This window comes from Micromonospora zhanjiangensis (assembly GCF_042650605.1).
GTDB classification, from domain to species: domain Bacteria; phylum Actinomycetota; class Actinomycetes; order Mycobacteriales; family Micromonosporaceae; genus Micromonospora_J; species Micromonospora_J zhanjiangensis.
In genome coordinates, this window is record NZ_JBHSBN010000011.1 from 46,249 (window position 1) to 64,141 (window position 17,893).

General features: G+C 71.6%; 18 protein-coding genes. 8 read left to right on the top strand and 10 right to left on the bottom strand.

From position 1 onward, the window contains the following. The 8 genes from ACFOX0_RS17315 to pdxH all read right to left on the bottom strand — a co-directional run bounded on the left by ACFOX0_RS17315 (position 1) and on the right by pdxH (position 7,902). Positions 1-1,230, bottom strand: a complete 1,230-nt coding sequence (locus ACFOX0_RS17315) for a glycosyltransferase family 2 protein (protein ID WP_377546918.1) — start codon at positions 1,228-1,230, stop codon at positions 1-3. A 261-nt stretch (positions 1,231-1,491) separates the two neighbouring features. Continuing rightward, positions 1,492-2,322 carry a DUF4230 domain-containing protein gene (locus ACFOX0_RS17320; protein ID WP_377546920.1) on the bottom strand — a complete coding sequence of 277 codons (831 nt, stop codon included), beginning with the start codon at positions 2,320-2,322 and terminating at the stop codon, positions 1,492-1,494. Between the two features lie 167 nt (positions 2,323-2,489). Further along, a complete protein-coding gene (locus ACFOX0_RS17325) occupies positions 2,490-3,650 on the bottom strand; it encodes an acyl-CoA dehydrogenase family protein (protein ID WP_377547370.1) in 1,161 nt (386 codons plus the stop codon). A gap of 32 nt (positions 3,651-3,682) precedes the next feature. Continuing rightward, positions 3,683-4,003, bottom strand: a complete 321-nt coding sequence (locus ACFOX0_RS17330) for a type II toxin-antitoxin system VapB family antitoxin (protein ID WP_377546922.1) — start codon at positions 4,001-4,003, stop codon at positions 3,683-3,685. Positions 4,004-4,187: 184 nt separating this feature from the next. After that, on the bottom strand, positions 4,188-4,790 hold the full coding sequence (locus ACFOX0_RS17335) for a nitroreductase family protein (RefSeq protein WP_377546925.1): 603 nt from the start codon (positions 4,788-4,790) through the stop codon (positions 4,188-4,190). 126 nt (positions 4,791-4,916) lie between these two features. Then, positions 4,917-5,852: an aldose 1-epimerase family protein gene (locus ACFOX0_RS17340; protein ID WP_377546927.1), complete on the bottom strand. Its 936-nt coding sequence runs from the start codon at positions 5,850-5,852 to the stop codon at positions 4,917-4,919. 134 nt (positions 5,853-5,986) lie between these two features. Beyond that, on the bottom strand, positions 5,987-7,276 hold the full coding sequence (locus tag ACFOX0_RS17345) for an MFS transporter (protein WP_377546929.1): 1,290 nt from the start codon (positions 7,274-7,276) through the stop codon (positions 5,987-5,989). Continuing rightward, positions 7,273-7,902, bottom strand: coding sequence for a pyridoxamine 5'-phosphate oxidase (pdxH, locus tag ACFOX0_RS17350; protein ID WP_377547373.1), 630 nt, complete (start codon positions 7,900-7,902; stop codon positions 7,273-7,275). Before pdxH ends, ACFOX0_RS17345 begins: the two co-directional genes overlap by 4 nt. 298 nt (positions 7,903-8,200) lie before the next feature. On the opposite strand from pdxH, the gene ACFOX0_RS17355 reads away from it, so the two are divergent. From ACFOX0_RS17355 to ACFOX0_RS17380, 6 genes are all read left to right on the top strand, one after another. After that, complete coding sequence (locus ACFOX0_RS17355; protein WP_377546932.1) at positions 8,201-9,307, top strand: citrate synthase 2; 1,107 nt, start codon at positions 8,201-8,203, stop codon at positions 9,305-9,307. A 245-nt stretch (positions 9,308-9,552) separates the two neighbouring features. Further along, the gene (serC, locus tag ACFOX0_RS17360; RefSeq protein ID WP_377546934.1) at positions 9,553-10,680 is read left to right on the top strand and encodes a phosphoserine transaminase; all 1,128 of its coding nucleotides are present in this window, start codon (positions 9,553-9,555) and stop codon (positions 10,678-10,680) included. A 214-nt stretch (positions 10,681-10,894) separates the two neighbouring features. Beyond that, positions 10,895-11,965, top strand: coding sequence for a septation protein SepH (sepH, locus tag ACFOX0_RS17365; protein WP_377546936.1), 1,071 nt, complete (start codon positions 10,895-10,897; stop codon positions 11,963-11,965). Positions 11,966-12,775: 810 nt separating this feature from the next. After that, entirely contained in the window at positions 12,776-13,030 is a 255-nt protein-coding gene (locus tag ACFOX0_RS17370) for a hypothetical protein (RefSeq protein ID WP_377546938.1), read from the top strand. A gap of 440 nt (positions 13,031-13,470) precedes the next feature. Beyond that, positions 13,471-14,457: an aldo/keto reductase gene (locus ACFOX0_RS17375; RefSeq protein ID WP_377546940.1), complete on the top strand. Its 987-nt coding sequence runs from the start codon at positions 13,471-13,473 to the stop codon at positions 14,455-14,457. Between the two features lie 146 nt (positions 14,458-14,603). Then, positions 14,604-15,719: a lytic polysaccharide monooxygenase auxiliary activity family 9 protein gene (locus ACFOX0_RS17380; protein WP_377546943.1), complete on the top strand. Its 1,116-nt coding sequence runs from the start codon at positions 14,604-14,606 to the stop codon at positions 15,717-15,719. Positions 15,720-16,112: 393 nt separating this feature from the next. Here ACFOX0_RS17380 and ACFOX0_RS17385 read toward each other — a convergent pair whose 3' ends face one another. Beyond that, a complete protein-coding gene (locus tag ACFOX0_RS17385; protein ID WP_377546945.1) occupies positions 16,113-16,337 on the bottom strand; it encodes a winged helix-turn-helix domain-containing protein in 225 nt (74 codons plus the stop codon). Between the two features lie 110 nt (positions 16,338-16,447). Here ACFOX0_RS17385 and ACFOX0_RS17390 point away from each other — a divergent pair, with 110 nt between their 5' ends. Then, positions 16,448-16,642 carry a hypothetical protein gene (locus tag ACFOX0_RS17390; RefSeq protein ID WP_377546948.1) on the top strand — a complete coding sequence of 65 codons (195 nt, stop codon included), beginning with the start codon at positions 16,448-16,450 and terminating at the stop codon, positions 16,640-16,642. 50 nt (positions 16,643-16,692) lie between these two features. On the opposite strand, the gene thpR is transcribed toward ACFOX0_RS17390, so the two are convergent. After that, complete coding sequence (gene thpR / locus ACFOX0_RS17395) at positions 16,693-17,268, bottom strand: RNA 2',3'-cyclic phosphodiesterase (RefSeq protein ID WP_377546950.1); 576 nt, start codon at positions 17,266-17,268, stop codon at positions 16,693-16,695. A 262-nt stretch (positions 17,269-17,530) separates the two neighbouring features. On the opposite strand from thpR, the gene ACFOX0_RS17400 reads away from it, so the two are divergent. Then, positions 17,531-17,890 (top strand): hypothetical protein, encoded by a 360-nt coding sequence (locus ACFOX0_RS17400; RefSeq protein ID WP_377546953.1) that lies wholly within the window; start codon positions 17,531-17,533, stop codon positions 17,888-17,890. Positions 17,891-17,893: the final 3 nt, after the last annotated feature.

A 17,893-nucleotide genomic window follows, 5' to 3' on the forward strand; every position in this document is an offset into this window, starting at 1 on the left:
TCAGCCCCGGGTGGCGACGAAGTCGGCCTCGGCCCCGGCCGCGGCACCGCCCGGCGTGGCGGGCACCGGCCGGAGGCTGAGCAGGCTGGAGAACAGGCCGGCGAACAACACGGTCACGCCCACGCCGATGGCGGTCGACGACGGCAGCACCACCCGCAGCGTGTCCCCGAGGTCCTGCGCGCCGAAGCCGCTGGCCCCCCAGGCCGAGACGGCCACGATCGTGCCGAGCAGTCCGACCAGCACCAGGACCAGGCCGGCCGCGGTGCAGGTCTCGAACCGGACCAGCCGGGCCCAGCGCTGGAACTGTTTCTGGTCGGTGATGCCCTCGGTGTGTCCGTAGATCATCGCGAACACGCCGAACAGCAGCAGCTGCGCGCCCACCAGCATGGCCAGACAGGTGTAGACCATCGTGCTGATGTCGAACCCGACGGCGCCGATCTTGATCTGCCCGAAGGACAGCGCGGTGGTGCCGAGCAGACCGAGCACCAGCATGATCATGCCGGGCCAGATCAGCGTCTTGCGAGGCGCGAAGACCAACAGGAAGCGCAGGTGCCGCCAACCGTCCCGCCAGGTGCGCAGGTGCGGCGGCCGACTGCGGCCGTCCGGCTGCAGCGTGGTGGGCACCTCGACGATGTCGTAGTTGTTCAGCGCGGCCCGGACCACCAGCTCGGAGGCGAACTCCATGCCGGGCATGCAGAGGTGCAGCTCGCGGATCCGGTCCCGGTTGAAGCCCCGGATGCCGCAGTGGAAGTCGCCCACGTTACGCAGGCCGAACAGTCGACGGCCGAGCCAGGACAGCACCGGGTTGCCCAGGTAGCGGTGCAGCGGGGGCATCGCACCCGGCGCGATGCCGCCCCGGAAACGGTTGCCCATCACCAGGTCGTGCCCGGCCCGCAGCTCCCGGATGAACGGCTCAAGGTTGGACAGGTCGTACGAATCATCGGCGTCGCCCATGATCACGTACCGGCCGCGGGCCTGGTCGATGCCGTTGAGCAGCGCACCCCCGTAGCCCCGGATGGGCGCGTGGACGACCCGGGCGCCGGCCCGGGTGGCGATCTCCTGGGAGCCGTCCGTGGATCCGTTGTCGCTCACCAGGACCTCGCCGACCACGCCGAGTTCGTCGAGCGCGCGCAGGGCCTTGGTCACGCACACCTCGAGCGTCTCCGCCTCGTTGAGGCAGGGCAGCAGGACGGTGACCTCGACCTCGTTCGACACGACAGGCTGTGCCACGGGGATTCTCCCAAGGGTTTGGTGTGGTGGGACGGCGACAGCCGACACCGCAGCGGGGCGGGAGCCTAACACGCCGAACCCACCCGCCCCGACGCGGGAACCCGCGGATGGGCTACCCGCGTGGTCACCGCCAATTTCCGGTAGGAGAATACCCGGTGTCGCCGCCGGGGCCGACCCGCTCGGCAGGTCCGGCGAGATCATCGGAGTTTGAGCCGTTGACCAGCGACGATGCCCGGCCCGGCCGACCGGACCGGAGCGCCGTCAGGGAGTCGTGTAGCTCACCGTCACTTTTTCGTAGCCCAGCGAGCGAAGCAGGCCCTCCAGCATCTTGCGGGTGTTGTCCTGGGCCCGCTGCGCCAGACCACTGTCCCGGGCGGCTGCGGTGATCTTGTCTTCGGCCAGCTGATAGACCTCGCGCTGCCGGTTCGGATCGTTGCCGAAGGCGTCGCCGAGAGCGTTGAGGATGCCCTTGTTCTCCGCGAACACGTAGCTGTTCTTCAGGTCGAGGTTAGTCTTGCCGAGCTGCGGCGCCGGCAACTTGATCTCGGCGGATTTGTGGTCGGCCGACTCCACCACCGCACCCTCGGAGATCTTGGCGAAGTCGACGTACGCCTCGACGCTGCCCGCGCCGACGAACAGCGTGCGCTCGTTGAGCAGGAACTCCGGCACGTACTTGCGGTTCTTCTGCAGGTCGACCACGACCTGGAAGTTTCCCTCGGCGGCGACGTAGCGGCTGAGGTCCTGGATCGACTTGAGCAGCGGCGGCTGGCTGCGGTCCGCCTGCTCCTGGGTGAACGGGTTGCGCAGCTGCGGCCACAGCCCGGCGCCCTGCAACCCGAGCACCGTCACCAGCGCCACGCCGATGACGCCGACCAGTACCAGCAGCCCGCAGCCGGAGCGCCGGGGCGCGCCGTCGACCGGCGTGGGCTCGCCGGCGGTCGGCTCGGCCGGCGGGAGGTCGTCGGCCCGGTCCGGCCCGTCCTCGTCGGTCCGGCCGGACTGCTCCAGCGCGGCCCGGCCCGGGCTGTACTCCGGGAACTCCCGGGTGGGGTGGTCCCGGTGCGACTTGTCGAGATCGCCGTTCGAAGACATCGCCCTCACCGTCCTCATCAGATGCCGGTGTCCGACGGGCGCCGACCCGTCGCCGGACCGTCCCACCGTGGCCACCGGCCATCGACCTAGGTAGTGGCCATCGGCCATCGACCTAGGTAAGACGGTACAAGTGGGGTACGACAGCCGCGACTCGAGCCGAACTCGCGTCAGGCGAACGCCGACAGGCCGGTCAGCCGCTGCCCGACGATCAGCTGGTGGATCTCCGAGGTGCCCTCGTAGGTCAACACGCTCTCCAGGTTGTTGGCGTGCCGCATCACCGGGTACTCGCCGGAGATGCCGTTCGCCCCGAGGATGGTGCGGCACTGCCGGGCGATCGCCAACGCCTCCCGGACGTTGTTCAGCTTGCCGACGCTGACCTGTTCCGGGCGCAGCCGGCCGGCCTCGGCCAGCCGGCCGAGGTGCACCGCCAGCAGGTAGCCCTTCTGCAGTTCGACGGCCATGTCGGCGAGCTTGGCCTGGGTCAGCTGGAAACCGGCGATCGGCCGGCCGAACTGCTCCCGTTCGACGGCGTAGTCGAGCGTGGCGTGCAGGCAGTCCCGGGCCGCGCCGAGCGCGCCCCAGACGATGCCGAACCGGGCTTCGGTCAGGCAGGACAGCGGCGCGCCCAGCCCGGCGGCGTCGGGCAGCACCGCGTCCGCCGGCAGCCGCACGTCGGCCAGCACGATCTCCCCGGTGGCGGAGGCCCGCAGCGACATCTTGTTCCGGATCTCCCGCGCCGTCACCCCGGGCGTGTCCATCGGTACGACGAAGCCGCGCACCCGGTCCTCGGTGCGGGCCCAGATCACCGCCAGGTCGGCCACCGGGGCATTGGTGATCCACATCTTGCCGCCGGTGAGCAGCCAGTCGGTGCCGTCCCGGCGGGCCCGGGTGGCCATCGACGCCGGGTCGGAGCCGTGGTCCGGCTCGGTGAGTCCGAAACAGCCGATCGCCTCGCCGGCCGCCATCGCCGGCAGCCACCGCTGCTTCTGCTCCTCGCTGCCGTACCGCCAGATCGCGTACATGGCCAGCGAACCCTGCACCGAGACGAGGGACCGGACGCCCGAGTCGCCGGCCTCCAACTCCAGGCAGGCCAGCCCGTACGCGGTGGCCGAGGCGCCGGCGCAGCCGTACCCGGTCAGGTGCATGCCGAGCAGGCCGAGCGCGCCGAACTCGACGGCGAGCTCCCGGGCCGGCACCCGGCCCTCGGCGTACCAGTCGGCCACGTACGGGCGGACCCGCTCGTCAACCAGCCGGCGCACCACCGACCGGATCTGCCGCTCGTCGTCGCCGAGCGGGACGTCCAGGTCGAGCAGGTCCAGCGGGGCGATGCGCTCGGTCATGGGGTCACCTTAACGAGCCGTCAGGCGCCGGCCGGACGCTCACCCCCGGCCGGCATCACCAGCACCCGGGCGTGGATCTGGTTGCGCTGCTGCAGCGCGGCGCGCAGCGCCCGGTGCAGACCGTCCTCCAGGTAGAGCCCGCCGTTCCACTGCACGACGTGCGGGAAAAGGTCACCGTAGAAGGTGGAGTCCTCGGCGAGCAGCCGGTCCAGGGCCAGCTCCCGCTTGGTCGTGATCAGCTGATCGAGCCGAAGCGGCCGGGGCGGAATCTCCGCCCACTGCTTCAGCGTGAGCCCGTGCTCGGGGTACGGACACCCGTCCCGAACCGCTTTGAAGATCACGACAGCACGCTCCCTCCCCCGTGACAGACCGAACCTGACGCATACTCTCCGGCGCGGAAAGTCGACACGCCGTACCGACAGCCCGTGTCAGCCTAGCGACCGCCCGCGACACCGCGGTTTGTTCCCCGATGTCAGCTTCGTTACTCCGGCGCCGCCCGGCGTACGCACCGGCGCCCCTGGCAGGTCAGCCCCACCGCCCTCGATGAACGACCTGGTCGACCGTCCGACGGCCGCGCCGCAGGGATGGTGACCGCCTGTCCGCCGCCCGATAACCGATGGTGATCGCTCCGATCGGGTCGTACGCCTCGGGCACGCCGAACGCCTCCCGGAACCGTGCCGTCCGGTCCGGCGGGATGCCGAAGAAGCAGGCGCCCAGCCCTTCGTCCACCACGGTCAGCAGCATCAGCAACGCGGCGAAGCCGGTGTCGATCTGCCAGTACGGCACCGGCCAGCGGGCCGGATCCCGGTCGGTCCAACCCTTGTCCGGTTCGGCGTACCGGTCCAGATAGGCCGATTCGTTGGCCAGTGGCACGACGATCAGCGGCGCCCGCCGCATCCCGGCCAACCACCGGCTGGTGGCCGGTCCGTCCGGGCCGGTCGCCGTCCAGAACAGCTCCCGGTCGGCGGCGGCGTCCAGCACCAGGAACGCCCAGCCCTGGGTGAACCCGGCCGACGGCGCGCGGAGCGCGTTGTCCAGCAACCGCTCGACCACCGCCTCGGGCACCGGCCGGTCCGGGTCGTAGTCGCGCACCATCCGGCGCCGCCGGACGACCTCCGAGAACTCCATCCGCACCTTCCGCTCGTTCCTGCCGCCCGTACCGTCGGACCGGCTCCGGACCCGACCGCCGGACCGTGCCCGACCGCTGGACCCGACCGCCGGGCCGTGCCCGACCGCCGGGTCGGTCCGGCGGGCTCAGCCGCCGGGTCGGATGCCCCAGCTGGCACTCCAGTCGGCACCCGGCTCCAACACGATCACGTCCCGACCGGACCGGAACGCGTCCGGCGGGCAGGTCATCGGTTCCACCGCCACCGACCGGCGGTACCGCTCCCCGGTCAACGAGTCCCCGGTGAACACCTGCCACCAGCCGAACTCCGGATCCGCCCAGATGCTCACCGCGGCCGCGGAGTCGGCGTCCGCGAGGGTCACCGAGGAGCCGCCCGACCCGGACGGATCGACGTCGCCGAACGCGGTGTCCAACCGGGCCGACCCGATCCGCCGTGGCTCGGTGAAGTCGTACTCGCTGCCGGCCACCTTCGCCGCGCCGATCGGCAGCAGCCGGCTGTCCACCAGCAACCGGCTGCGCGCCGGGACCCGCAGCAGCAGGTCGTCCACCGCCACCCCGGGTAACCGCAGGTACGGGTGGACGGAGAGGCCGAACGGGCACCGCTCGCCGTTCGGGTTCGTCGCGTGGTGGGTGACCCGCAACCCCTCGTCGTCCAGCCGCCACTCGGTCCGCAGCCGCAGCGCCCACGGGTAACCCGGCGTGGCCGGCAGGTCACAGGCCACCGTCACCGCGTCGTCCCGCTGCTCGACCAGCCGCCAGGGCAGCCAGTTGACCAGGCCGTGCAGGGCGTTGTGCCGGGCCGGCTCGGTCAGCGAGAGCTGCAACGACCGGCCGGCGAAGGCGTACCGTCCGTCGCGGATCCGGTTCGGCCAGGGCGCCAGCACCTGACCGGCGCCGCCGACGCAGATCTCGTCCGCCTCGTACCCGTCGAGGTAGTCCACGCCGCCGGCCCGGTAGGCGCGCAGGCCGCCACCGACCTCGACCACGACGGCCTCCTGGTCGCCGCGCCTGATCGTCCACTGTGCACCGGACGGCGAGTGTCGTCCCGTCTCGACGTTGTCCATGCCGGGACGATATCGGTTGGCACCCGGTTCCGCCCGCACGCACACCTCGCCTCCCACCCTGCGGCACGCCGCCGGCGGACCCGGCACGGCCCCGACCGGACCCGCGCCGCCCGATGCCGGCGAGCCCCGGGCGGTCAACTCGGCGCGCGGTAGCGGGCCAGGGCCGGGAAGACCGCGGCCAGCGTCACGGCCAACACGGCCGCGGCCAGCCCGCCGCCCGCCCAGGCGGCGGAGACGCCGAAGAACGCCGCCCCGGCCCCGGCCCGCAGGTCGCCGAGGCGCGGGCCACCGGCGATCACCACCGTGTTCACGCCCTGCAACCGGCCGCGCATCCGGTCCGGCGCGTGCACCTGCAGGATCGACTGCCGCAGCACCGCGCTGACCAGGTCCGCCGAGCCGGCCAGCGCGAGCAGCGCCACGACCAGCCAGAGCCGGTGGGCCAGCCCGGACAGCGCCACCGCCACACCCCACCCGACCACCGCCAGCACCAGCACCAGGCCCTGCCGGCGGACCCGACCGATCCAGCCGGAGGTCAGCCCGCCCAGCAGCGCGCCGAGGGCGATCGAGCTGTACAGCCAGCCGATGGCCGCCCCACCGCCGAACCGCTCGACGGCCACCTCCGGGAACAGCGAGCGCGGCATCGCCAGCACCATCGCGATGATGTCGATGGCGAACGACAGCAGCAGCACCGGCGCGCCGGCCAGGTAGCGGAACCCGTCGACGACGCTGCGCAGCCCCACCGCGGGCCGGGCGCCGGCACCGGCGTCCGGGTCCGGCTCCGGCGGCAGCGCCGGCAACCGCCAGGTGGCCCAGAGCGCGGCCGTGAACAGCACCGCGTCCACCGCGTACGCGACCGCCACCGCGACCGGCTCGGACCAGGCGGCGAAGATCGGACCGGTGCTGAGCGGGGCCAGCATCGCCCCGGCCGTGAAGGTGGTGTAACCGAGCGTGTTGGCCGCCGGCAGCAGCTCCACCGGGACCAGCCGCGGGATGATCGCCTGGCGGGTCGGTGAGCTGACCGCGAAGGCGGTCGACTGCACCGCGACCAGCACCAGCAGCAGCACCGGGCTGTCCACCCGCAGCACCGCCTGGACCAGCAGCCCCAGGGTGGACGCCCACATCAGGGTCGAACCGGCCAGCAGCAACCGGCGCCGGTCGACCACGTCCGCGATGGCGCCGCCCCACAGGCCGAACACCAGCAGCGGGACCAGCCCGGCCACGCCGAGCAGCCCGACCCAGAACGAGTCCCGGGTCAGCGCGAACATCTCCACCGGCACGGCCACCGAGGTGAAGCCGTAGCCGTACGTCGAGATCGCGTTGCCGATCCACAACCGCCGGTACGCCGCGATCCGCAGCGGCCGTACGTCGATCGCCCAGCGAGCGGCCGGGCGCTCAGGCCGGGCCGCCGGTTCTGTCTTGGTCACGGTGCCAGTCGTTCGATGATCCACTCTCCCCCGTCGGCCCGACGGTAGCGCAGTCGATCGTGCAGCCGACCGGCCCGCCCCTGCCAGAACTCCACCGACTCGGGGATCACCCGCAGGCCGCCCCAGTGCGGCGGGGCGGGCACCGGCGTACCGGCCGGGAACCGTCGCTCGGCGGCCCGGTACGCGTCGTCGAGCGCGGACCGGTCCGGCAGCACCCGGGACTGCGGGCTGGCCCAGGCGCCGAGTTGCGCGTTCCGCGGCCGTCCGGCGAAGTACGCCTCGGTCTCCGCCCGGTCCACCGGTCGCACCGACCCGCACACCACCACCTGCCGGTGCAGCGGGTACCAGGGCAGCAGCAGGCTGGCGTACGGGTTGTCCCGCGCCTCGGTGCCCTTGCGCGACCCGTAGTTGGTGTAACAGACGAACCCGCGCTCGTCGTACCCCTTGAGCAGCACGGTCCGGGTGCTGGGCCGCCCGGCGGCGTCGGCGGTGGCGAGCACCATGGCGTTCGGTTCGGCCAGCCCGGTCGCGGCCGCCTCCCGGAACCAGCGGTCGAACTGGGTGTGCCAGTCGGCCGCCAGATCGGCCCGGTCCAGGCCCCGCCGGTCGGCGTACTCGTTGCGCATCGCGGCCGGTGATACGGCGTCGTCGGTCACCGTCCCATCCTCGTACACCCGCTCCGACCTCCTCGGGCGCCGTGGCCCAACGAGCGTTCGGATCGACAGGTGTCGCGTGTAGCACACCCGTGGAGGGTCGCAAAACGAGTTACCCACCAGGCAAGATGTCACGAATACATCCCCAACGGGTCGCCCCTGGCTGCTTCGTCGAACCAATCGGTGCAGCCCCGGTCGCGCGGACAACCGGGATCCCCGGGCCGGGCGTCGACGGCCCGAGCCCCGGATCGACCACATCCAGGAGAGTGAAATGTCCGACTTCAAGCCGGGGCTGGAAGGCGTTGTCGCCTTCGAGACCGAGATCGCCGAACCCGACAAGGAGGGTGGCTCGCTGCGATACCGCGGCGTCGACATCGAGGATCTGATCGGGCAGGTCTCGTTCGGCAACGTCTGGGCGCTGCTGGTGGACGGCCGGTTCGGCCCCGGCCTGCCGCCGGCGGAGCCGTTCCCGGTGCCGGTGCACTCCGGCGACATCCGGGTGGACGTGCAGTCCGCGGTGGCGATGCTCGCGCCGTACTGGGGGCTGAGCCAGCTGTTGGACATCTCGGACGAGCAGGCCCGCGAGGACCTGGCCCGGGTCTCGGTCACCGCGCTGTCCTTCGTCGCCCAGTCGGCCCGCGGCCTCGGCCTGCCCGCGGTACCGCAGAAGGAGATCGACAAGGCGCAGACCATCGTCGAGCGGTTCATGAAGCGCTGGCGCGGCGAGCCCGACCCGCGGCACGTCAAGGCCGTCGACGCGTACTTCATCTCGGCCGCCGAGCACGGCCTGAACGCCTCGACGTTCACCGCCCGGATCGTCGCCTCGACCGGCGCGGACGCCGCCGCCTGCATCTCCTCGGGCATCGGCGCCCTGTCCGGCCCGCTGCACGGCGGCGCGCCCTCCCGGGTGCTCGGCATGATCGAGGCCGTCGAGCGCAGCGGTGACGCCGAGGGGTACGTCAAGGGCGTGCTCGACCGCGGTGAGCGGCTGATGGGCTTCGGCCACCGGGTCTACCGGGCCGAGGACCCGCGTGCCCGGGTGCTCCGGCGCACCGCGAAGGAGTTGGGCGCGCCCCGGTTCGAGGTGGCCGAGGCGCTGGAGAAGGCCGCGCTGACCGAGTTGCAGGCCCGCCGCCCGGACCGGGTGCTGGCCACCAACGTCGAGTTCTGGTCGGCCGTGGTGCTGGACTTCGCCGAGGTGCCGGCGCACATGTTCACCTCGATGTTCACCTGTGCCCGGATGGGTGGTTGGAGCGCCCACGTGCTGGAGCAGAAGAAGCTCAAGCGCCTGGTCCGCCCGTCCGCCCGGTACGTCGGCCCGGCCCCCCGCAAGGCCACCGAGGTGGCCGGCTGGGACGCCATCCCGCACGGCCTGTAGGACGTCACGGCCCGTCACCGCCCGGGCGGGCGGTGACGGGCCCGGGACGGGCGGATGTGGCCGACGACTCACCCACGGAGCGAGAGGTACCGGCCCGCCGGAACGACCCGGGTGCGAGGATGGGGCCACGGCAGCGTCGCCGGCCCACCGCAAGGAACGCGGTCACGGGCGGCGACGACACCCGCCGTCGGCGTGGCCGCGCACTCCCGGGCTCACGGGCCCACCCGGAAGGATCTTCGATAACCGTGGCTGACGTTTCGACCATTCGGATCCCCGACGAGCTCAAGCCCGCCGACGGCCGGTTCGGCTGTGGGCCGTCCAAGGTCCGCCCGGCGGCGGTCTCGGCACTCGTCGAGGCCGCACCGACGTACCTCGGCACCTCGCACCGGCAGAAGACGGTCCGGGACCAGGTCGCCCGGCTGCGCCGCGGACTGGCCGAGTTCTTCTCCCTCCCGGACGGTTACGAGGTGATCATCGGCAACGGTGGCACCACCGCGTTCTGGGAGGTCGCCGCCTTCGGGCTGATCCGGGACCGGGCCCAGTTCGCGAGCTTCGGGGAGTTCGGCGCCAAGTTCGCCAAGGCCGTCAAGGACGCGCCGTTCCTCGGTGAGCCGACCGTCCGCAAGGCCGAGCCCGGCTCGGCGCCGGCCCTGGCCGCCGAGGCCGGCGTGGACGCGTACGCCACCCCGCACAACGAGACCTCCACCGGCGTGGCAGTGCCGATCAGCCGGGTGGCCGGTGCCGACGAGGACGCGCTGCTGCTGGTCGACGCCACCTCCGGCGCGGGCGGGCTGGACGTCAACGTCGGCGAGACGGACGTCTACTACTTCGCCCCGCAGAAGTGCTTCGGCTCCGACGGCGGGCTGTGGATCGCGCTGATGTCCCCGGCCGCGTTGGCCCGGGCCACCGAGGTCAAGCAGTCCGGCCGGTACATCCCGGCGTTCCTCGACCTGGTCACCGCGATCGACAACTCGCGGCTGGAGCAGACGTACAACACCCCGGCGCTGGCCACCATCCTGCTGGCCGCCGAGCAGACCGACTGGATGAACGCCCAGGGCGGCCTGGCCTGGGCGGTCAAGCGGACCGCCGAGAGCGCCGCCGCCGTGTACGGCTGGGCCGAGCGGTCCGCCGTGGCCAGCCCGTTCGTCACCGACCCGGCAGTACGCTCCAACGTGGTCGCCACCATCGACTTCGTCCCCGAGGTGGACGCGACGGCGGTGGCGAAGGCGTTGCGGGCCAACGGCATCGTCGACACCGAGCCGTACCGGAAGCTGGGTCGCAACCAACTGCGGGTGGCCCTCTTCCCGTCCGTCGAGCCGGCCGACGTCGAGGCGTTGACGCGCTGCGTCGACCACGTCATCGAACGCCTCTGAGCCCGTACGCCGTCCGGGCCCGGCGGTTTTCCATCGGGCCCGGGCGGCGCGGGTCGGGTACCCTGGGACACCAGCCTCCATGATCGATTGACCCAGGTCACCCGCGAATTGCGGGCGTGGCTCCTTCTACCTGGGAGCCGATCGGCGTACCGTGTCGAGAAGCCCGGGTGGCCGATCCGAGGCGGTGGCCAGCGAGCGGGATGGAGGCAACGCGATGCGCCCGGTACGCTTCGTCGCCCTCTCCGAGGACGGCCATGCCCTGGTGCTCGCCGACGAGGTGGGCCGCCTGCTCGCGCTCCCCATCGACGAGCGGGTCGCCACCGTTCTGACCAACGAGCCCGGTTCGCCCCCGCTCGCGGTGGCCACGTCGCCGGCCAACGACCCGGCACCATCGCTGTCCCCCCGGGACATCCAGGCCCGGATCCGGTCCGGCGAGTCCGCCGAGGACGTCGCCCGGATCGCCGGCGTGCCGGTCGACCGGGTGCTCCGCTACGCCGGACCGGTCCTGCAGGAGCGGGCGATGCTCGCCCAGCACGCCCGGCGCACCCGGCTGCGCTCCGCCGAGAAGCCCACCCCGCTCGCCGAGGTGGTCGACGGTCGGCTGGCCCAGCACGGCATCGACACCGAGAAGATCTCTTGGGACGCCTACCGGCGCGACGACGGCACCTGGCGGATCGTCGCGACCTGGCCCTCGGGCAAGGCCACCGCGCAGGCCATCTGGGATCTCGACAAGACCCGGCAGACCGTCTCCCCGCACGACGACATGGCGCAGTACCTCTGCGCCGAGCGGCCCACGCCGATCCTCGGGCAGGAGCCGCCGCCGGAGCGCAGCGGGCACGCGCTGCCCGGTCCGTCCCGCGGTGAACCCGGCCGCGGTGGACACGGCCTGCCCGCGGCGGTCGGCGAGGCCGGGCGCACCGGTCGGGACCCGATCCGGGCCGGCCGGGACGCGCTGCTCGCCTCGCTGGACCGTCCGCTCGGCTCGAACGCCGGCCGCGGCCTCGACCCGGCGGCGATGGGTCCGTCGGAGACGCCCCGGCAGCGGCCGGTCGGCGGCGGCGCCGCGGCACTGCTCGGCGGCGGCCAGGGTTCCGCCTTCGACGACGACGCCGACGCACCCAAGGAGGTCCCGGCGGTGCCGTCGCTGGCGGTGCTGCGACCCCGGCGTACGGCCGGGCCGGCCGCCGGCGAGCCGACGGACGCCACCGGCAAGCCCCGCAAGCGGCTGCCGAGCTGGGACGACGTGCTGTTCGGCAGCGGACCGGCGGCCCGCGAGTCGTCCTGACGCCGCTGCGGCGTTCGCGGTGGCCTGCCGCGTGATGTCCGCGGTGGTTTACTGCGCGGCGTTCGCGGTGGGGGTTGGCCGTTGCGCTGATCTCGCTGCTCATCCCGGGGTACGCCGGCGGCGGACTTTGGTCACGATGGGCCAGGTACTCGACCGGCCGGTCGGCGCGCTCGTCGTAGACTTCGAGCACCACGATGTGGCGGCCGGCGCGGGGCTTGTGGTCGTCGCCGCGGCGGGTGATCGGCAGTTCCAGCCACAGCCGCGTCTGGACAGGTGCCCCAACCGGGGTGGCTGAGTAGGGCGCCGAGCAGTGAATGCCCTCGATGGCACAGATAGCGGCCCGGGTGCACCAGTCGGGGTGCTCCGGCTGGCTCGCCGTCTCGAACTCGTACGACTGACCGCACGTGCGGGCACCGATGGGTGGGTGGGGCATGTGCAGTGGCGTGAGGTTCGCCCGGATGATGGCAGCCGCCACGTCGACCAGGTGCTCCCGGCAGGCGTAGCCGTGGCCGGCCAGCGAGTGGTAGGCGTCAACCTCGGAGTGCTCGTAGATCTCGAAGTACTGATCGGCGGGACGGCCACAGCCCGGCAGCGTGGCGGGAACGATAATGGTCATGGGCCGCCTCCCTGGGGCGATCAAGGCCCTCGGTGAGCGCTACCACGCAAACCGGCGGCCGCCTTGCGCAGTGCCAACCACTCTAGCTTCAGTAGGCATCAAATATAAGAGTTAGTAGGCACTTTCTGTAATTCGAAAGTGGCCACTCTGAATAGGTATCAGTTTGCATCAATCGGGCATGACACCATGGCCACATGCTCGATGACCTTGAGGCCGCAACGCGCGCCTACCACGACGCGCAGGCTGCGGTCGTCGAGGCTGAGCGAGCGCTGGCGAAAACCAAGGCCAACGTGCCGACGGCACGTGATCGGTTACGTGACGCCATCGTGCGGGCCGCCAAGGCCGGCGTGCGACAGACCGAGATCGTCCGCGTGACCGGCTACACCCGCGAATCCGTGCGCCGGATCTGCCGGGCCGCTGGCGTCGAGCCGCCCAGCACCGACGAATAAGGCCCTCACACCATCCCGCCAGGGACAACGCGAAGGCCCGATGATTCGCTGGATCCGGATCTGGGCGACTTGGACGCGTACCTGTCCATCGCTCATGAGTTCGGTGCACGCACCGTCCTGGACGTCGGTTGCGGCACCGGGACCTTCGCATGCCTGCTCGCGACTCGCGGTCGGGAGGCGGCTCGGCGGTCGGGCCAACGAAGCGGGGGTCGGACGGGGCCAGGCTGGGCCGGGTGGAGGCTGGGCAACATCACTGAAGGTGATGTCGGCCGAGACCGCCACCCTTTTTGGGCCTACATCGAATTCGTAGTAGCTACTACGAATTCGATGTAGGCCCAAAAGTATGTGGCCGTGCCGAGGGTCGTGAAGCCTGGCGGTGGCGGCGTCGGGGCGAGCGGGGATTGTGGGCACTCGAAGTCGGGGCGTGGCACGGTGTGGTGATGGATTACATCAACCTGGGGCGTACCGGGCTGTCGGTGAGCCGGCTCTGTCTGGGCACGATGAACTTCGGACCGTTCACCAGCGAGCCGGACAGCTTCACGATCATGGACCGGGCGCTGGAACACGGCATCAACTTCTTCGACACGGCGAACATCTACGGGCGGAAGATCGCCGTGGGCGCCACCGAGGAGATCATCGGCCGGTGGTTCGCGCAGGGTGACGGGCGGCGGGACAAGGTGGTGCTGGCCACCAAGGTCTACGGCCCGATGGGCGACTGGCCGAACGAGCGTGGCCTGTCGGCCCGGCACATCATCCGGTCCTGTGAGGACTCGCTGCGCCGGCTGCGGACCGACACCATCGACCTGTTCCAGATGCACCACGTCTCCCGGGCCACGCCCTGGGAGGAGATCTGGCAGGCCATGGAGACCCTGGTCGCCCAGGGCAAGGTCGTCTACGTCGGGTCGTCCAACTTCGCCGGCTGGCACCTCGCCGCCGCCCAGGAGTCGGCCCACCGACGCAACTTCCTCGGCCTGGTCTCCGAGCAGTGTCACTACAACCTGCTGACCCGACACGTCGAACTCGAACTGCTGCCGGCCGCCCAGCACTACGGCATCGGCGTCATCCCCTGGTCGCCGCTGCGCGGCGGACTGCTCGGCGGGGTGCTTCGCAAGCAGGCCGAGGGGACCGCAGCCCGGACCAATATGGACCACATGACCGGCGAGCTGGCCGAGCGTCGCGGCGCGATCGAGGCGTACGAGAAGTTGTGCGCCGACCTCGGCCACGATCCGGCGGATGTGGCGCTGGGGTGGTTGCTGTCCCGGCCCGGCGTGACCGCGCCGATCATCGGACCGCGTACGGTCGAGCAGCTCGACGCGTCGCTGGGTGGGCTGACGGTCGAGCTGACCGAGGACGTGCTGGCCCGGCTGGACGAGCTGTTCCCCCCGGTCGGCAAGGGCGGCCCCGGTCCGGAGGCCTGGGCCTGGTGACCGGGTCACCCATTAATTGAGGTTCGCGAATAAATGTGGCACCCTGGCCGGTGTAGCCGTCGCGAGGAGCCACGCAGTCGGCCGGGGTGTGGGCAACGCTCCGGCGGTCCGGGCGCACCACCCGTTCTCTCATCCCGGAGGGCTCCATGTCCGTGGCACTTCGTGCCCGTGCCGTACCCCGCGTCGCCTGGTTGGCCGCGCTGGGTGCGGCGCTCGTCGTACTCTTCGCCGCCGTGCTGGCCACGGTGGCACCGCCGTCGGCGTCCGCGCACGGCTCGGTGGTCGACCCCGCGACCCGCAACTACGGTTGCTGGCAGCGTTGGGGCAGCGACTTCCAGAACCCGGCGATGGCCACCCAGGACCCGATGTGCTGGCAGGCCTGGCAGGCCGACCCGCAGGCCATGTGGAACTGGAACGGTCTCTACCGCAACGGCGTCGGTGGCAACCCGCAGGCCGTCATCCCGGACGGTCAGCTCTGCAGCGGCGGCCACACCGAGGGCGGACGCTACAACGCGCTGGACGCGGTGGGCGCCTGGAAGACCACCCCGATCGCCAACAACTTCCAGGTCAAGCTCTACGACCAGGCCAGCCACGGCGCCGACTGGATCAAGGTGTACGTCACGAAGCAGGGCTTCAACTCGACGACCCAGCCGCTGGGCTGGGGCAACCTGGAACTGGTCGGCCAGATCGGCAACAAGCCGGCCTCGCAGTGGACGCCCGAGTCGGGCGGGGTCTCGACCCTGATCCCGGGTTCGGCGCCGGGCCGGACCGGCCGGCACATCGTGTTTACCATCTGGCAGGCCAGCCACCAGGACCAGTCGTACTACCTGTGCAGCGACGTCGAGTTCGGCGGTGGCGGGACGCCGACCACGCCGCCGACCACCACCCCGCCGACCACGCGTCCGCCGACCACCCCGCCGGTCACCACCCCGCCCACCACGCCGCCGATCTCGCCCGGCGCCGGGTGCTCCGCGACGTACAAGGTCACCGGGTCGTGGTCCGGTGGTTTCCAGGGTGAGGTCCAGGTGACCGCCAGCGGCGCGGCCATCAAGGGCTGGACGGTTCGGTGGACGCTGGCCTCCGGCCAGACGATCAGCCAGTCCTGGGGCGCCACGCTGACCACGAGCGGTTCCTCGGTGAGCGCGACGAACGTGAGCTACAACGGCGCGCTCAGCCCCGGCGGCAGCACCACGTTCGGCTTCCTGGGCTCGTCCAGCGGCAGCAACCCCGTACCGGCGGTGACCTGCACCGCGACCACCTGAGCGGGACGTCCTTCAGCTCGCCCTCCGGCCGGTCCGGCCGGGAGCCGGTGACGACCCGCTCCCGGTGACCGGCACCGGCGGCCGGGTCCACACCTCGTGGACCCGGCCGCCGGCTTTGGCGGTCCCGGCCCGCGGCCCGCGGGCGGCGGGCGATGGGCGGCGGGCGGCGGGCGGCGGGCGGCGGGCGGCGGGCGGCGGTGCCACATTCGGGCCCACATCAAAAATCGTGTAACTACATCATCTTTCGTGTGGAGCTGATTTCGGAGGCGCACTCCACAGGGGCGAGCGCGACGGCGGGCGGTCGGTGGCGGTGGCAGTGGCGGCCGGCCTTCGCGAACCGGCCGTGCCGACCTCCGCCGGACCGGACCCGGACAGTGCTCACCGGGCAGAGGACTACTCCGCGACGTAGACGCCCGACCCCGGTACGCCCACCACGGTGCCGCGCGCTTTGAGCGCGTCCATGGCGCGGGCGACCGTCCGGCGGGCCGACCCGTACTCCTCGGCCAGCCGGTCATATGTAGGCAGACGCGAGCCACGCGGGAATTCCCCGGCGGCGATGCGCCGGGTCAGGTCGTCCTCGATCTCTCGGGCCGTGTGCGGGATGACCACGGGGCTCATGGTCCTGCCTACCCAGACAGAGACCACTTGCACCTCTGGCACTGCTTGCCTTATTGACACTACTGGCACTAGATTGCGAAGGGTTAGGCGCGTCCGTTTCTCGTACGGAGGTGGCGCTGGTGCTGTCGGAGGAAAAGCCGATGCTCGTACCCGTCAGTGTCGACGGATGGCGGTGGCCGATCCGGTCCGACCGGATCGAGTGCGGCGAATGCGGCGACCGTCTGGAAGCCGAGCGGCTCACGGCGATCTCCGAGCTGGCCGAGGTGCTGGCGGCGCACACATCTCGCTGTCGCGTCTTCTCCTGAGACGACCGAACCGCCGAGCAATCCTGCTGCGACGACGGAACGACCCGGGGTCACAGCCCCCAGTCGGCTTCCCGGCGGTAGCGGGGGCGACGGTCGGTGTGACTGCTCATCAGCGCCATCCGGTTCAGCGTCCAGGGCGGTCCGGCGTACCGGTCGAGGGTGGCTCGGTCGGCGGCGAGCGCGCCGGGTGCCGGCTCGGCACGGACCCGGGCCAGGGTCAGGTGCGGCCGGAACGGCCGCGGGTCGCAGGGCAGCCCCGCGGCTGCCAGCTCCCGGCGGACGGTGTCGGCGAGCCGCCGCAGGGCGGCCGCGTCGCCGGTCACGCCGCACCAGAGCACAGTTGACCGGGCCCCGACGAACGTTCCCTCGCCGCCGAGACGCAACCGCGCCGGCTCCGCGCCGCAGTCGGCAGGCCGCCAGGTCCGCGCGGCGGTGTCCAGCGCCATCTGTACGTCCGGCAGCCGGCCGTCCTCGACGTCGCCGAGAAACGCCAGCGTGACGTGCATGTCGTCGGGCACCGCCAGCCGTACGTCCGCGCCGGGCACCGCCACCCGCAGGTCGGCGAGTCGGCGGGCGAGGTGATCGATCGCCCCGACCGGCGGGTAGACGGCCACGAATAGGCGCAATTCCGATCCTCCGCTCACGGTCCTCGACCATCGCGACCTGACCTGTCATCGACTGTCAGGGAGCTTAAGGAAACAACGGCCAGGCTGGGACCAGTGACGTCAGGCAGAGTGCGGGCGGCCATCCGTAGTTCTCCTCGCAACCGGTTTCGGAACGAAGACGGGTACATGCGGGCATTTGGGGTGCGCCCGCCGTCACCTGGCCCCGGTGCCGCTTGGCTTACTTGCTCTGGATTATTTAATGCATAATCTATACGGTGATCCTATGCGGCAGCTCAGGCCACGCAACGAGCGTTGGTTGTCGGCGTGCCTGTTCGGGCATCAGCACAAGCTTGAACTGCTTGAGGCCCTGGCCAGCTCGCCGGACGGGCGGATCAACCTCACCGAGGTCGCGAGGGATCGCGGGGTCACGCCAGCGGTGTACTACGCGCCGGTCCGCGACCTGATGGGTCTTGAGTTAGTTGACCGGGTCGAGAGGGTTCCCGGGGACCGCCGGCAGTGGTACCAACGGGGCGGCAGCGATCAGGTATGGGCCGCGATCGGTTCACTCGTTCATAGTTTGCGGGAGTTTGCCCCGGCAACATCACAATCGGGGAGCCCAGCGGCTTCCATGTCAACGACGTGAGGC